Annotated in this window: 11 protein-coding genes; 3 read left to right on the forward strand and 8 right to left on the reverse strand. The window is 63.9% G+C overall.

Annotated elements, in window-relative coordinates; translation table 11 throughout:
- Window positions 1-156: 156 nt before the first annotated feature.
- Entirely contained in the window at window positions 157-1,023 is an 867-nt protein-coding gene (locus FA04_RS08820; protein WP_034788245.1) for a D-alanyl-D-alanine carboxypeptidase family protein, read from the reverse strand.
- Window positions 1,024-1,388: 365 nt separating this feature from the next.
- Here FA04_RS08820 and FA04_RS08825 point away from each other — a divergent pair, with 365 nt between their 5' ends.
- A complete protein-coding gene (locus FA04_RS08825) occupies window positions 1,389-2,747 on the forward strand; it encodes an O-antigen ligase family protein (protein WP_034788241.1) in 1,359 nt (452 codons plus the stop codon).
- A gap of 65 nt (window positions 2,748-2,812) precedes the next feature.
- Window positions 2,813-3,829 (forward strand): betaine--homocysteine S-methyltransferase, encoded by a 1,017-nt coding sequence (gene bmt / locus FA04_RS08830; RefSeq protein WP_034788237.1) that lies wholly within the window; start codon window positions 2,813-2,815, stop codon window positions 3,827-3,829.
- Window positions 3,830-3,918: 89 nt separating this feature from the next.
- Here bmt and FA04_RS08835 read toward each other — a convergent pair whose 3' ends face one another.
- The 3 genes from FA04_RS08835 to FA04_RS08845 form a co-directional block, all read right to left on the reverse strand.
- On the reverse strand, window positions 3,919-5,886 hold the full coding sequence (locus FA04_RS08835) for an acyltransferase family protein (RefSeq protein ID WP_034788236.1): 1,968 nt from the start codon (window positions 5,884-5,886) through the stop codon (window positions 3,919-3,921).
- A 168-nt stretch (window positions 5,887-6,054) separates the two neighbouring features.
- Window positions 6,055-7,185 carry an aminotransferase class I/II-fold pyridoxal phosphate-dependent enzyme gene (locus FA04_RS08840; protein ID WP_034788233.1) on the reverse strand — a complete coding sequence of 377 codons (1,131 nt, stop codon included), beginning with the start codon at window positions 7,183-7,185 and terminating at the stop codon, window positions 6,055-6,057.
- A gap of 104 nt (window positions 7,186-7,289) precedes the next feature.
- Entirely contained in the window at window positions 7,290-7,925 is a 636-nt protein-coding gene (locus FA04_RS08845; RefSeq protein ID WP_034788230.1) for a helix-turn-helix transcriptional regulator, read from the reverse strand.
- Window positions 7,926-8,131: 206 nt separating this feature from the next.
- Here FA04_RS08845 and FA04_RS08850 point away from each other — a divergent pair, with 206 nt between their 5' ends.
- Entirely contained in the window at window positions 8,132-8,479 is a 348-nt protein-coding gene (locus FA04_RS08850) for a hypothetical protein (RefSeq protein WP_034788228.1), read from the forward strand.
- A 308-nt stretch (window positions 8,480-8,787) separates the two neighbouring features.
- Here FA04_RS08850 and FA04_RS08855 read toward each other — a convergent pair whose 3' ends face one another.
- From FA04_RS08855 to FA04_RS08870, 4 genes are all read right to left on the reverse strand, one after another.
- Window positions 8,788-10,830 carry a vWA domain-containing protein gene (locus FA04_RS08855; protein WP_210339005.1) on the reverse strand — a complete coding sequence of 681 codons (2,043 nt, stop codon included), beginning with the start codon at window positions 10,828-10,830 and terminating at the stop codon, window positions 8,788-8,790.
- Between the two features lie 2 nt (window positions 10,831-10,832).
- Window positions 10,833-11,360: an RNA polymerase sigma factor gene (locus FA04_RS08860; RefSeq protein ID WP_034788223.1), complete on the reverse strand. Its 528-nt coding sequence runs from the start codon at window positions 11,358-11,360 to the stop codon at window positions 10,833-10,835.
- Window positions 11,361-11,493: 133 nt separating this feature from the next.
- On the reverse strand, window positions 11,494-12,243 hold the full coding sequence (locus FA04_RS08865) for a phosphodiester glycosidase family protein (protein WP_034788220.1): 750 nt from the start codon (window positions 12,241-12,243) through the stop codon (window positions 11,494-11,496).
- A 90-nt stretch (window positions 12,244-12,333) separates the two neighbouring features.
- Window positions 12,334-12,885: a hypothetical protein gene (locus tag FA04_RS08870; RefSeq protein WP_134886575.1), complete on the reverse strand. Its 552-nt coding sequence runs from the start codon at window positions 12,883-12,885 to the stop codon at window positions 12,334-12,336.
- Window positions 12,886-12,922 lie beyond the last annotated feature (37 nt).

Raw genomic sequence — 12,922 nt, forward strand, 5'->3', positions numbered from 1 at the left:
AGTGCCCGACGACATCCTATCGTTTTCCCGACCTCATTATGGCCGCCTCTGGCGGCGGCCAAGCAACGGACGGCGAACGTCAGCCCTCGTCCCCTCGCCCCGCCTGCGGGGAGAGGGTTAGGGTGAGGGGCAAACCTCAGAAAGTGGTCGGAGAGATCAGTTCGTGGTGGTCGTCGCCGCTGAAGCAGCCGGTTCAGTGACGCTGGCAGCGCTTGCGTCTTCCTTCGGCGGCAGGAACTTGTCGAGCAGCGCGATCATGTCGTCGTCGCGCGACTGCGCCGTCTTGCCACCCATGACGACGGCGACGAGGCGGGTGTCGCCGCGCTTGGCCGAGGTCACGAGATTGTAGCCGGAGGCGTCGGTGTAGCCGGTCTTGATGCCGTCGACGCCTTCGTAGCGCTTCATCACGCCGTTGTGGCCGCGCAGCTTCATGCCGCGAAACTCGATCGTCTTGTTGGCGAAGAGCTGGAATTCCTGCGGAAAGTCGCGCATCAGCGCGAGGCCGAGCGTCGCCATGTCGCGCGCCGTGGTTACCTGGGCCGGGTCCGGCAGGCCGTTGGCGTTCTTGAACACGGTGCTGGTCATGCCGAGTGTCCTCGCCTTGCGGGTCATCATCTGGCCAAAGGCGGTCTCGTTGCCGGCGAGCGTCTCACCGATAACGACGGCTGCGTCATTGGCCGAAAGCACGACCATGCCCATGACCGCTTCGCGCACGGTGATCTGGCGACCGGCGCCGACGGCAAGCTTGAACGGCTCCAGGCTGTTGGCGTGCTCGGAAACCGTCAGCTTCTGGTCCCATTGCAGGGTGCCGCTGCGCAGCGCTTCGAAGGCGAGATAGATCGTCATCATCTTCGTCAGCGACGCCGGGAAGTTCAGCTCGTCGGCATTGTCGGCCTCCAGGATCGAGCCGGTGTCGGCGTTGACGACAAAATGAGCCTGCCCGGCGGCGGCAAAGGATGCGCTGCCAAGCAGCAGGCTGACGGAGACCGCCGCGGACGCGACCATACGGATAAGGGACTGCATATCGTGTTTTCTCGTTTCAACGCTATCGAACGACCTCGGAACGAAAATCGAGATCGAATTATGGAAGACGGACCGCGAAATACGGCAAGGGCCGCGATTTCCACACGGCCAATATACCCTAGCCTTTTAAGGGCATGGCGACCGGGCGGCAAGCACCTGCGGCAATCGGCGCGCAAATATCGGGACCGGTAATGCCGCGCCTGCCGATCCCGCCCGGGCGGCCCGTCCACCGTTTCACCGAGGTTTAACCTGATTGCGCCAAGGTGCGGATCTCCCAAGGCCGGCCCTGTCCGAACGGCAGGACCGCCCGGGGTCATGATCACCGATGCCGAACAGCGTCCCAGTCATTCGTTTTTTAAGCCGCCATGCACCCGAACACAGCCACGGCAGACACCTCCACCGCGCGCCAGCGCGTGCCGGAGGCGTTCGATGCCGGGCTGGCGGAACTCGTCAATGGCCTTGCCGCGCTGCTTTCGGGCCTTGGTCTGTTCCTCATCGTCTTCACGCTGATCCCGTTTCAGGGCGCGGTGACGACGGATCCGAACGCGGCGAACGAAGGCAACATCATCAACCAGGTCGGCTACCTGGTGCTCGGCGCGGTCTATCTCTTCGCCATGCTGCTCACCGTCGACCGGCGGGTGCTCGCCCGCCTCGTCTCTCCGGCCTGGATCGCGATCTTCGCCATCGCCTACCTCTCCTGCCTGCAGTCCTATGACCCGGCCGCCTCCGCCCGCGGCCTGACGCTGAGCCTCGTCGCCATGATCATGGTGGCGGGCGTGCTGGTGCTGCCGAAGAGCGAGAAGGACTTCGTCAACGCCGGCGCCAATGCGATCCTACTTCTGATCCTGATCGACTACGCCGCTCTCTTCGTGGCACCCGACCGCGCCATCCATTCGGCCTTCGGCGACGAGCCCTGGCATGCCGGTTTCTGGCGCGGCCACCTCCTGCACAAGAACGTCTCGGCGCCGGTCTTTTCCATCCTCTGCATGTTCGGCATTTATTGCCTGCGCGCCGGCGCGCCGCTTCGCGGCTGGGCGATCACGCTGCTGGCGGCCAATTTCGTGCTGCACACGGGATCGAAGACGACGATCGGATTCCTGCCGATCGCGATCGGCCTCGTCTTTGCCGGCCGCGCGGTGCGCAGCCCCGGGCTGATGATCCTTGCCCATCTCGCCATGTCAGTGCTGGTCTTCGGCCTGACGCTCGGTACCATCTATTCCGACACGCTGCTTTCGATCACCAAGGGGCTGATCGACGATGCGACCTTCACGGGCCGCGACGACATCTGGAAATTCGCGAGCGCCAGCATCGCCGAGCGCCCCTGGCTCGGCCAGGGCTATGCGAGTTTCTGGCTGTCGCCCGTGATCATGGGCATGGAGGCGAATTTCGAGGCGAGCTGGGACGTGCGCGGCATCGTCACCGGCCACAACAGCTATCTCGACGCGGTGCTGATGTTCGGCCTGCCCGGCGGCATCCTCATGACCACCCTGCTTTTCGTCAAACCGCTCTTCGACTACGCACGGGCCTATCGCCGACCGCAGGGCCGCATCTTCGCCGATTTCTGCGTCATGGTGGTGATCTTCATGACCTACAACGCCATGCTCGAAAGCTTCTTCCTCAATCGCGCCGATCCGATGTGGCTGCTGACGGCACTTGCCGTCTTCGGCCTTGGGCTCGCCGGCCGCATGAGCATGCGCGCCGAACCGGAAGCCTCCCGTCGCTGAACGCTTGCCAAGACATAAAGATATCTTTATATCTTGTTGCAATCTATTCTAGCCGGGAAAAACCGATGACCGCAGCCTCCAATGCCCTCTCCGCTCTCATCGCCGAAAAAGGCGTTCTTCTCGCCGACGGCGCCACCGGCACATCGCTCTTCGCCATGGGCCTCGAAGCAGGCGAAGCGCCGGAACTCTGGAACGAAACGAAGCCGGAGAACATCACCAAGCTGCACCAGGATTTCGTCGACGCCGGCGCCGACATCATCCTCACCAACACCTTTGGCGGCACCCGTCACCGGCTGAAACTGCACCAGGCCGACGACCGCGTGCATGCGCTGAACAAGCGCGCCGCCGAGATCGCCCGTGCGGTTGCCGACAAGGCATCGCGCAAGGTCATCACCGCCGGCTCCGTCGGCCCGACCGGCGAACTGCTGATCCCCCTTGGCGCACTTTCCTATGAAGATGCAGTTACCGCCTTCGTCGAGCAGATCGAGGGGCTGAAGGCGGGCGGCGCCGAAGTCGCCTGGATCGAGACCATGTCCTCGCCGGACGAGATCCGTGCGGCCGCCGAAGCGGCCGCCAAGGTCGGCCTTCCCTACGTCTATACCGGCTCGTTCGATACCGCCGGCAAGACGATGATGGGGCTGCACCCGAAGGATATCCATGGCGTTGCCACCGAGTTCGGCGACGGCCCGGTCGCCGTTGGCGCCAATTGCGGCGTAGGTGCTTCCGACATTCTCTCCTCGCTGCTCGACATGACGGAGGCAGCACCCGAGGCAACGGTGATCGTCAAGGGCAATTGCGGCATCCCGGAATTCCGCGGCTCGGAGATTCACTATTCCGGCACGCCGCCGCTGATGGCCGAATATGTGCGCCTTGCGGCCGATGCCGGCGCCAAGATCATCGGCGGCTGCTGCGGCACCACCTGCGACCACCTCGCCGCCATGCGCGTCGCACTCGACGAACATGTGCGCCGCGAACGCCCGACGCTCGACCTGATCATCGAAAAGATCGGCCCGCTGCGCAACAAGACCGCCAACGAAACGGCGGCCGCGCCTGCCCGCGAGCGCCGCAGCCGCCGCGCCTGATCAAGCCAGGCAAGGCAAATCGACAAGCAAACGCCCCGGCATCGAAAGATCCGGGGCGTTTTCGTTTATGCGTCGATGTGGCGGCTGTCTTAAAGCGCGGCGTTGTCGAAGGCCTTGGCGTCCGTCGCCCGCTCAGCCACGGGCCTGCCCTTCGCCGCCTCGATGAAAGCTCGGTAGAAATCGAAGGCGCGTCCCATCTGGCGGGACCCTTCCTTGGAGAAGTGCCCGAAGTCCTCGAAGAGCGCGACGCCCTTGTCCTCGATCTTGCAGCTGTCGTCGTCGCAGAGATAGTCCATGAAGCTGACGACGGGATACTCGTCGGCGATATCCGCAACCACGTTCAGGACATCGCGGTCATATTCGCGAACGGTCTTTAGCACCGGCTCGCAGTGCCGGTCCGGCAGGCCGAGCAGACGCGCTCTTGCAACGCAGAGCCCGGTATCGCGGCCATCATGCGGCGTCGGCGCGACGAAGACGGGTTCGAAGCCGTTCGAGCGCAGCCAGGCAAAGGTTGCCCGCAGGCCGTCGATGAGAAGCTTCGTCTCGGTCGTCACCTCGCTGCGGCCATCGACCAGCACCTTCTCCTCCTTCAGGTACTGGCTGAGCTGCGAGGACAGAACGACGTAGCGGATCGACCGGTTGGCAAGCAGGAAACGGCGGACCTCTTCGTTGTAGCGGGCGCAATCGTCGGACCAGTCGCGACCGAGCCGCGGCATGATCGGCGACAGGTTCAAAAACGGCCCGCAATTATTCTTGGCAAGCTGCACCAGTCGCACGTCCGGCTTCGACGCGATAATGCCGTCGACGAGGTGCCGGGCGAAGGAATCCCCCCAGACCGCGACCTCGGGTTTCGGGTTAGAGGCGCAGCGCAGGTCGGCGACGGCATCGCATTTCTTGCCGAGGCCGACGCTCGGCTCCGAAAGCTGCGCAAGCTCGCGGTTCCGGGCGGCGAGACCGTCCGAACCGTCGAGCGTGAAGCCGAATGCGATCGCCGCCGATCCGGCAGCGAGCGTGGCGCCAAACACCGCGCGACGGCTGAAGCGGCCCGGCTTGCGAAAGGGCTGCTCGACGAGACGCCAACTGAGATAGGCGAGTACGAAGCAGAGCGCGATCAGGAGCGCGTAGCCTTCGGCCGGAATGTCCTCGATCGACCGCAAGCGCGCGAAGGCAAAGACCGGCTGATGCCAGAGGTAGAGGCTGTAGCTGATGAGCCCGATCGCGACCAGCGGCTTCAGCGACAGCAGCCGGCCGACGACGGTATCGCTGCGACCGAAGGCGAGAACCAGCGCCGTGCCCAGCACCACCGGCACGGTCGTCCAGCCGGGATAGAAGGCCGATTCCACCACGAACAAATAACTCGCGACGATCGCCAGCAGACCGAGGGCTGACAGAAGCTCGCGGCTGCCTTTCGAAAGATCGAGCTTTTCGACGCCGACGAGCGCAAGCAGCGCACCGACGCCGAGTTCCCAGAACCGGCTTGGCAGCAGGTAGAAATTCGCGGCCGGGTCCAGGTTCGCAAAGACCTGGGTCGCCGCAAAACTCAGGAGCACGAGCGCCGCCACCACCCTCAACAGGGTTGCCCGCGAGAAGCGGTGAAGCAGCAAAAGCAGCAGCGGGAAGACCAGATAGAACTGTTCTTCGACCGCCAGCGACCAGGTGTGCAGCAGCGGCAGCAGCGCCGTGCTCGGCGCGAAATAGCCGGTCTGGTCCCAGAAGAAGAAGTTCGAGGCGAACAGGTTCACCGAATAGAGGCTCTTGCCGAAGCTGTTGAGCTCCTCCGGCAGCATCCACATCAGCGCGAAGGGAATAGAGACGGCGCAGACCAGGAGCAGCGCCGGTGCGAGCCGACGGGCACGCCGCTCGTAGAAGTGCACGATGCTGAAGTTCCCGTCGCTGATCTCGCGGTGGATGATCGCGGTGATGAGGTAGCCGCTGATGACGAAGAAGACATCGACGCCGGCAAAGCCGCCAGAGACAAGGCCGAAACCGGCATGGAACAGGAGGACCGGGACGACGGCAAGCGCGCGCAGTCCATCGATTTCGGGTCTATATTGCATCAGCAGAGGAAACACTCGGTGGCGGGGGCCGCTCGTTAACACAATCTTGACAATGGAACCATTGTCGCGCGGTCCGTATCCACATGCGTGCGTTCCAAGGCTCCCGGGGCATACGCCCGGGAGCGGGACCTGCGGGTAACTAGCAGGCCGAAGATGGCGACACTGGGGCTATCGCCGAATATGCCGGCGCCAGGCATCGAGCCCGACCTCGATATCCTTGCGGCCGAAACCGACGCGGAAGCGATCGGTGGCGACCGGCAGCAGATCGGATACAAAGAGGCTCGACGGCAAGAGCAGCACGCCAGCCTCCTCCACCAGCCCCCGGCAATGGCTCTCGACGCCATCGGCACCGAGATAGCGGGCAAAGCCGACGCAGCCCCCGTCAGGTGCCCGCCACTCATAGAGATCCGGGAATTCCGCAAAGAAGGCGCCGAGCCTCTCGAGATTGGCGGCAACGAGCGCCCGGTTGCGATCGAGGATAACGGCACGCCCCTTGAGCGCGATTGTCGCCAGCACTTCCGACGGCCGCGAATTGCAGATCGACAGATAGTGCTTCATCTTCTCCATGCGTTCGAGAAGCGCATGGTCGCGGCAGGCGATCCAGCCGATCCTCAGGCCCGGCAGGCCATAGGCCTTGGACATGACATTCAGCGAGATTCCACGGTCAAAAAGTTCGGCCGCCTGCGGCAGGCGCAGCGAGGCGTCACGCTCCAGCCCGCGATAGACCTCGTCGCTGAAGAGATGAATGCCGCGCTCCGCGCAGAGCTTGGCGAGCGCCGCGAAGGCTTCCTGGTCGGCAATGGCGCCGGTCGGATTGTTGGGGAAATTCACACAGATCAGCTTCGTGTTGGGTTTCAACGCCGCGCGCACGTCGGCGATATCCAGCCGCCAATTGTTTTCGGGGCGAAGCGGCACGCCGGTCACCGCGCCGGCGATCGTCACCGGCAGGGTCTCCATCGACTGGTAGTTCGGCACCGTCACGATCGCGTGGTCGGCCGGCCCGAGCAGCGCCAGCATGGCGCAATAAAGCCCCTCCTCCGCGCCGGCAAAGCAGAGGATATCGGCAGCCGTCAGCCCTTCATAGGTCGCAGCGATCGCTGCCCTCAGCGCCGGTGCGCCATAGGTCTCGGTATAGCCGAGCGTGATGTTGTCCCAGGCGGCGCGGTCCTCCGCGTCGGCAAGCGCCAGAAGATCGCTCATGCTGGTCGTCTGGCTGTCGCTTGCGGTCATATGGTGGCGGGCGCTGAACTCCCAGCGGGAGAAATGGGTTTCGAGCCGGAAATCGGGCAAGGTCGTCATGGATATTTCCTCCTCTCGCGGCTGAGGCGCACGCGAACGGTTATGGGTCAGGCAAATCCGAAGAGCCGCGAAGCGGTCTCTGTCCGAAATATTGCGCGCAGCAATCAGGGCGCCTCGCCGCGGGCCGCAGCGAGATAGTTGTAGATCGACGCGCGCGAGGCGCCGATGAGGCTGGCAAGGTGATCGACCGCGTTGCGCGTCTGGAAGAGACCGCGTTCGTCGAGCGCTGCCACCAGCGCCACGCGATCGCCGCGCTTGAGCGCCGAGAGCGCCAGCCCCCGCTCCTTCAGCCAGCCATGCAGGGTCGCGTTGATCTCCTCGCGCCAGTCGCGCGAAAACAGCGCCTGCGGCTTCGGCTGCTCGGCGCCGGCGAAAGCCGAGAGCAGCTTCACCGCCTGATCGATCATCGACATGTCGAGATTGATGCAAAGCAGGCCGACCGCGTCGCCCGTCCCGTCGCGCAGAACGGCTGAGATCGACTTGAAGCGCCGGCCATCCGCACCGGTCTTCTCATAGGGCCCGAGCACCGCTTCAGTGCTGCCGAGGGCTGAAAATTCCTCTTCGATCAGCGAATCTTCGCCGACCGCGCGACCGGAGAAACAGTTCCAGATCCCCGCGATCGTACCGGTTCGGAGATCATGCAGCACAACCTCCCCATGCGGATAAAGAAGCGCGCTGATCGCAGCCGCCGTCGGCGCGTGCGTTGCAAGGATCGAGGTGAAGGCGGGTGCTATGGTCATGGCTCGCATATGCCCATAGTTGGATTAATTGTCAATATTGGACTATATGTTCAATATCTGCATATTCGCCACCGCTTGCGCACCCGTGACCGCTGGCCTATCCCCGATGAAAGAGAGATTCGCTGCTTTGCAGCGGTTCAACGTGCCACACCGCGCCTTTGCGTCCCGCAGAACGCACCGCGCGGCCGCAGACGGGAGACAGTGACATGAACGCCGGCCCAGCCTCCTTTCCCGACCGGGACACGGTCGCCGAAAAATTCGGGAGTTTCAGCGAAGCCGACCAGTCCTTCCTGCGCCTGCTGATGGAAAACCCCGAGCAGGACGAGCGCCTGATGGACGGCCTCTACCGCCACCTCGACATCGCCTCGGAGGCGAAGTTCCTGAATTCGCTGAAACTCGAAAAGCTCGGCCAGTGGCTCGGCAGCCATGCACCGGCGCGGCTGCAAATGCGCCTGATGGAAGCCGGCCGCTCCAGCCAGCATGCGGCCTACCAGGCGTTCAAGGCGGGCCTGTCGAAGGCGGGTGGGCTGGAACGCGCCTTTCCGAAGGCTTGAGGCGACAGGGGATCGACGCTCGCGCGTGACGGGTGCCCCCTCACTGTCCTGCCGGACATCTCTCCCCGCAGGCGGGGAGAGAGCCGCTAGGCGCACCCTCCGGTGCCAGGCCTCAACGTCAGCGACAATCTCAGCCTTCACGATGGGCGAAACGGTTGCCACTTGTTCGCCTCTCCCCGTCATAACGGGGAGAGGTGCCGGCAGGCGGATGAGGGGCAAACCCTGACCACGCGCGGATGAGGGGCATCCTCACCGCGTAGATGAGGGGCACCCCCTCACCGCGCGGATGAGGGCTGCCCCCGTCGACATCACTTGCCGGAACCGCCGAGCCCCTTGGAGAGCCGCACCAGATTGACGAATTCGCTGCGATAGCCGAACGGATCGGCGCCCTTGGCGGCTGCGGCGAGATCGATGACTGCGTCATAGGAATAGTCGCCGAGCGCCGTCACGCCTGCAAGCTTCTGCCCGAAGGCCGCCACTGCCACCGAGAAGCGCACGTCATTGGACGCCTCGGCGAGCGACGGCACCGCATTCGACTCGGTCACCGGCGTGGTGATCAACTCGCTCTTGTCGCCGTCCGGCTTCTTGTAGCGGATCTTCAGGAAGGCAAGTTCGCCGCTGTTCGGGCTTGCCTCTGCCACCGACTTTTCCGCCTCTGCATAGCGCAGGTCGTCGTTGAGCACCGCCGGGCTGCCCTTCGGCGTCACCTCGTAGATCGCCGTCACGCTGTGACCGGAACCGATGTCGCCGGCGTCCACCTTGTCGTTGTTGAAGTCCTCGCGCTTCAAGGCGCGTGTCTCGTAGCCGATCAGCCGGTATTCGGCGATCGCGGCCGGATTGAACTCCACCTGCAGCTTGACGTCCTTGGCGATCGGGAAGAGCGAGGACCCCGCCTCCTCCACCAGCGTCTTCTGCGCCTCGGCCAGAGTATCGATATAGGCGGCCGTGCCGTTGCCGTTCTGGGCGATCGTCTGCATCAGCGCGTCGTTATAATTGCCGCGGCCGAAGCCGAGCACGGAGAGGAAGATGCCGCTCTTGCGCTTCTCCTCGATCAGCCGCTTCAGGTCCTCGTCGCTCGACGGGCCGACATTGAAGTCACCATCCGTCGCCAGCATGATGCGGTTGACCCCGCCCTTGACGAAGGCCTTCTCGGCAAGCCCGTAGGCCGCGTCGATCCCTTCCGCACCGGCGGTCGAGCCGCCGGGCTGCAAGGTGTCAATCGCCTGGAGGATCTTCGCCTTGTCCTTGACCGATGTCGGCTCCAGTACTGTTCCGGCGTTGCCGGCATAGGTGACGATCGAGACCGTATCCTCGGGCTTCAGCTTCTCGACCAGCAGCCGGAAAGCGCCTTTCAAGAGCGGCAGCTTGTCGGGCTCGTCCATCGAGCCCGATACGTCGATCAGGAAGACGAGGTTCGCCTTCGGCGCTTCCGCCGGCACGACGTCGTAACCCTTGATCGCCACATGCATCAGCCGCGTGCCACCATTCCACGGCGTCGGCGTCAGCGTCACCGTCGCCTTGAAGGGTTCGGCAGCGCTTGCCGGCCTCGGCCAGTCATAGGGAAAGTAGTTGACCATCTCCTCGACCCGCACGGCGTCGCGCTCGGGCATCTGCCCTTCCATCAACGAACGGCGCACGAAAGCATAGGATGCCGTGTCGACGTCGACCGAGAAGGTCGAGACCGGATCGGTCGCAACGCTCTTCACCGGATTGCTGTCGGCCTTGCCGAAGCGCTCGCGGTTTTCCACGGGTGCCGGCTGCATCTCATCCTGAATCGTGGGCGCTGGCAGGTATGTCATCTGCGGCTGCGCACCGCCGACGGCCGAGAGCGGAGCGACGCTGTCGCGCGCAACACTGTTGGCCATCGCATCGGCCTGCGCGGCAGGAGCCGCAGCCTCGCTCTCGGCCTCTACGGTCGCGGGCACCTCCACGGTTTTCGCTTCCTGCTGGCGCGCGCGTTCGTCGGCGGCCGCCTTCCTGGCGGCGACCTGGGGCTCCGGCTTTTGCCGCGCCTCTTCCTTGGTGAGTTCACCCTTCAGCGCAACCTCCTGCGCCCGCTCGCCGAAGGGCGCACCGTCGCGCGTGAGTTCAAACGTCAGGAAAGCGGCGGCGGGCACGACGAAAAGGGTTGCCAGTGCCGATCCTGCAAGCAGTTTCCGGTTCATGATGGGGCTCCATATCCGGTTGAAGATGGAGCTTTGACGAACCGGCCGAACCGATCCTTGGGTGGCATTCGAATTTTCTTGCGGCTCGTCGAAGGCCTGCATGGCCAAGGCGAGCGCACGGGCGCGCGCTTCCGCAGAAGCCTTCGGCGGGTTCATCCGGCCAAGCTTTTCGAAATCGTCGCTCATGGTCACACTGCCTCCTTGCCGAGCAATGTCTTCAGGCGCTTGCGCGCTTCATGCACATGCCAGGATATGGTTGCCTCCGAACAGCCAAGCACGTCGGCGGCCGCCGCATGGCTCAAGCCTTCGGCATAAACGAGCAGCACCGCATCGCACTGCTTTTCCGGCAGTTCCCGGACCGCGGCCCAGAGCGCCTCGCGCTGCTCTTCGTCGGGATCCTGAGGGGGCGCTGCCGTCGCCTGCTCGCTGGCATAGGCCTGCAGGCGGCTGTTATCGCGTACCTGCCGCCGCCTATGGTCGCGCGCGGCGTTCAACGTCAGCGTATAGAGCCAGGTGCGAAACCGGCTGGTGCCGCGAAAGCCGCGAATGGCGGCACCCAGCCTCAGGCAGACATCCTGGGCGATGTCCTCTGCGTCAGAGACGTTTCCGGACCATCGCCAGGCGACCGCATGGACAAAATCATAGTGTCGCTCGACCAGCTGGCCAAAAGCCTGTCGGTCTCCATCCACCGCCTTTTCGACGAGTTCAGCGTCCAAATCCGTGCCCGCCCTCACCTCATTTGAACCTTAGACGTTGCAGGCTGCCCGTTCCTTGGGTGGGCGGCACATTTTTTTCGGGGGAGGAGGAAAAGTGTGCGGTTTTCCGCCCGAATCCCGCGCCCAAGGAAAGTCAGCGTGGAAATTTTCCGACGACGGCGATGATCGGCCCCATCGGAAACAGCCGATCGTGGCGGTTGATATCAGGCGCATAGACGCTCGAAATCGTGCCGTCGAGGAAGAGCGCATTGGGGCAATCCAATGTATCGCGAAACAGCGTCGCGAAATCGTGGAACCGCACCGGCCGCTTCGAGACGACGAAAACCACCTCGCCCTCGGCCGTCACGCCGACGCCGTTGCGGGTCTTGTAACTGGTGCTGTCGGGCAGGAAGCGCGGATGCAGCTTGCCGTCGATGACCAGCATCGGCCCGGATTGCGTGGCAAATCGCGGCGTGAGCCTGGCGTCGCGATAGGCGTCCGCCGCCATTACCCCCGCTTTGCCGTCGTCGACATAAAACACCCCGTTCGGCAAAAGGTGGAAATTGCCCCAGCCGGAATTGGTGTTGAGCGGCGCCTGCTCGCGCCCCTCCTCGATATGCAGGCCGACCGGCGACAGATCGTCGTGATACATGCCGCCGTTCATGGCGAAGCTCATGTATTCTTCGCGATGGCGCAGTTCGAGCGACAGCGCCCGGAAGGAGCGGAAGGGCACGCCCGCCTGGTCCTTGTTGTAGAGGCGGATATCGGTTGTCGCCGGATCGAAGCTGCAGGCGACATAGTCCTGGCCAAGATGGCTGACATCGCGGCAGGCGGCGAGCGCAGGCCCGGCAAGACCGGCCGAAAGAACGGCACCGACGAGAAAGGGTTTTGGAAAAAGCGGCATGGCGAAAGGTCCAATCGAATCAGCCGCCAAGCATGCCTGAGATTGCGGCTTATTCTGGCGCGGGCACAGGCGAAATTATACGCTTGGCGACTAGCCGCCGACGATCGCCGCCATGGTGGTGACGAGACCGGCGATGCCGGCGAGACTTGCAAGGCCGAAGATCGCGCAAAGGCAGGCAAAGCCGCCGACGCCTGCAAGCAGATAGGATTTGGGATCGCGGTTCAGCACATCCTGCGACAGCGACAAAAGCAGCCGCTTCTCTCTGAGCGTCGTTGCCACCTTCACCGCATGGCGCCTCGCTTCTTTCTGGACCTCGCCGTAATTGTTGCCGATCGCCCAGAACGTGAGGAACAGGCCGAGCGCGCTGACGGTCAGCGCAAATTTTCTGAGGATGTCGATGGCATCGGGCAGAAGATCGCCGGTGAGAACCGAGCGGTCCACCAGCGCATCGAAGCCGGCAATGCAGGCGGTGATGACGGCCGCATGGCCGGCGCCGATCGCCAGCAGGCGCTTGAAAGCGTCCCCCAAAACCTGGCTGTTGGCCGCGTGAATACTGTCAAGCCGAGATATCTGCGCTTGCACGTCCTCGCGCGACAGGTGCGGAGGATAGTTGCTCACGGATACGACTGGGCTACCTCTCATACGATGGACTCCAACGCCACGCCGTCCAGATCGTTAT

Origin of the sequence: Ensifer adhaerens (genome assembly GCF_000697965.2) — a bacterium.
Classification (GTDB): Bacteria; Pseudomonadota; Alphaproteobacteria; order Rhizobiales; family Rhizobiaceae; genus Ensifer; species Ensifer adhaerens.

Coding starts and splice junctions, on each gene's coding strand:
- bmt (WP_034788237.1), top strand. CDS start 2,813: ATGACCGCAGCCTCCAATGCCCTCTCCGCTCTCATCGCCGAAAAAGGC.
- FA04_RS08845 (WP_034788230.1), bottom strand. CDS start 7,925: ATGACCATAGCACCCGCCTTCACCTCGATCCTTGCAACGCACGCGCCG.
- FA04_RS08820 (WP_034788245.1), bottom strand. CDS start 1,023: ATGCAGTCCCTTATCCGTATGGTCGCGTCCGCGGCGGTCTCCGTCAGC.
- FA04_RS08855 (WP_210339005.1), bottom strand. CDS start 10,830: ATGAGCGACGATTTCGAAAAGCTTGGCCGGATGAACCCGCCGAAGGCT.
- FA04_RS08835 (WP_034788236.1), bottom strand. CDS start 5,886: ATGCAATATAGACCCGAAATCGATGGACTGCGCGCGCTTGCCGTCGTC.
- FA04_RS08870 (WP_134886575.1), bottom strand. CDS start 12,885: ATGAGAGGTAGCCCAGTCGTATCCGTGAGCAACTATCCTCCGCACCTG.
- FA04_RS08850 (WP_034788228.1), top strand. CDS start 8,132: ATGAACGCCGGCCCAGCCTCCTTTCCCGACCGGGACACGGTCGCCGAA.
- FA04_RS08825 (WP_034788241.1), top strand. CDS start 1,389: ATGCACCCGAACACAGCCACGGCAGACACCTCCACCGCGCGCCAGCGC.
- FA04_RS08865 (WP_034788220.1), bottom strand. CDS start 12,243: ATGCCGCTTTTTCCAAAACCCTTTCTCGTCGGTGCCGTTCTTTCGGCC.
- FA04_RS08840 (WP_034788233.1), bottom strand. CDS start 7,185: ATGACGACCTTGCCCGATTTCCGGCTCGAAACCCATTTCTCCCGCTGG.